1 protein-coding gene and 1 pseudogene are annotated in these 1,100 nt (G+C 69.4%); both read left to right on the top strand.

Annotated elements, in window-relative coordinates; genetic code table 11:
* A partial coding sequence (locus HII36_RS56235) for a hypothetical protein (protein WP_217371172.1) occupies positions 1–256 on the top strand: 256 nt, incomplete at its 5' end.
* Positions 257–559, top strand: a pseudogene (gene nuoK / locus HII36_RS55400) (NADH-quinone oxidoreductase subunit NuoK); the annotation flags it as partial.
* Between the last annotated feature and the right edge of the window lie 541 nt (positions 560–1,100).

Raw genomic sequence — 1,100 nt, 5'->3', positions numbered from 1 at the left:
CCCGACCCCCCGTCAGCCCGATGAACGTACGAACGATGCCAAGGCCGAGACCAGCTCGCGCCCGGGGCAGTCCGAGGGCGACGAGAGGCAGCCCCAGCCGCAGGACGACCAAGGGCGCACGCAGACCGAGGACGACGAGACACGACGCGTCAAACCTGAAAACGAAAACGCCTCGGGCCTGGACCGGCCCGATGGCGGCCCACAGCACGGTCAGGCTGGCGATACCCCGCCACCCCATCAGACCGGGGGTAATTGAGTGCACATCGTCTACCCGGCGGTTGTCTCCGCGCTCCTGTTCTCCGTCGGCGTCTATGGCGTGCTCGCCCGGCGCAACACCATCCTGGTGCTGATGTCGGTCGAGCTGATGCTCAACGCCGTCAACCTCAACCTGGTCGCGTTCGACGTCTGGCTGCGCGACCGCCTGCACAGCGGTCAGGTACTCACGCTCTTCGTCATTGTCATCGCCGCCGCCGAGGTGGGCCTGGGGCTGGCCATCGTCCTGGCCCTCTATCGCAACCGCCGCACCGTCGACATCGACCACCTCCGCGACCTGGCCGAACCCACCGACCAGCCACTCACCGACCCACCACCTGAGGGGCCACCGCCCGCCGACCGATCGCACACAAGCCGGACGGCCACCGATTCACCACCCCCTGAACGGCCAGACCGAGACCTCGTCCTCGCCACCAGCGCAGCCTCCACCACCGCCCCACGTTCAGCCACTCCACGCTCAGCCGCGCCACAGACCGCCACCTCGCCCGCCCCCAAGGCCCACACCGCACCTCCCGACCACCCCGACGACGGCCAGCCTCCAGACAGGCAGGCCCCGGACAGGCAACCCTCGGACGGGCACGCCCCGGACAGGCAGGCCCCGGACACTCAAGCCCGGGACAGGCAAACCCAGGGCGGTCAGTCGAAGAATGGTCAGCCCGAGAACGGCCAAACCGAGGACGACCGTGGCGACGACGAGCACCCCGTCAAGCGAGGGGGCACCCGGTGACAACCCTCCCCTTGCTGGCCATACTCCTGCCCTTCCTGGCCGCCGCCGCAGGCCTGCTGCTCTCCCGCCGCCCCCTTTCAAGACCCACACCCAGCAAGAC

The sequence above is a fragment of the Nonomuraea antri genome (assembly GCF_013283785.1).
Lineage (GTDB): Bacteria > Actinomycetota > Actinomycetes > Streptosporangiales > Streptosporangiaceae > Nonomuraea > Nonomuraea antri.
Note: the sequence above shows the minus strand (reverse complement) of the source record. Positions and strands in the feature narration are given on the sequence as shown.